A 207-nucleotide genomic window follows, 5' to 3' on the forward strand; every position below is an offset into this window, starting at 1 on the left:
ATGATCAGGTTGATAGGTTCGAGGTGGAAGCATGGTGACATGTGGAGCTGACGAATACTAATAGATCGAGGACTTAACCATATAATATGAAGCAACGTTATCTAGTTTTGAAGGAATATACCTTCATCAGTTTGGTGATGATGGCAGAGAGGTCACACCCGTTCCCATACCGAACACGGAAGTTAAGCTCTCTAGCGCCGATGGTAG

General features: G+C 44.4%; 1 rRNA gene. It reads left to right on the top strand.

The annotated features are described in order from the left end of the window. Positions 1 to 130 precede the first annotated feature (130 nt). A 5S ribosomal RNA gene (rrf, locus tag MR066_RS27175) occupies positions 131 to 207 on the top strand; the annotation flags it as partial.

Origin of the sequence: Bacillus cereus group sp. BfR-BA-01523 (genome assembly GCF_022662615.1) — a bacterium.
Classification (GTDB): domain Bacteria; phylum Bacillota; class Bacilli; order Bacillales; family Bacillaceae_G; genus Bacillus_A; species Bacillus_A mycoides.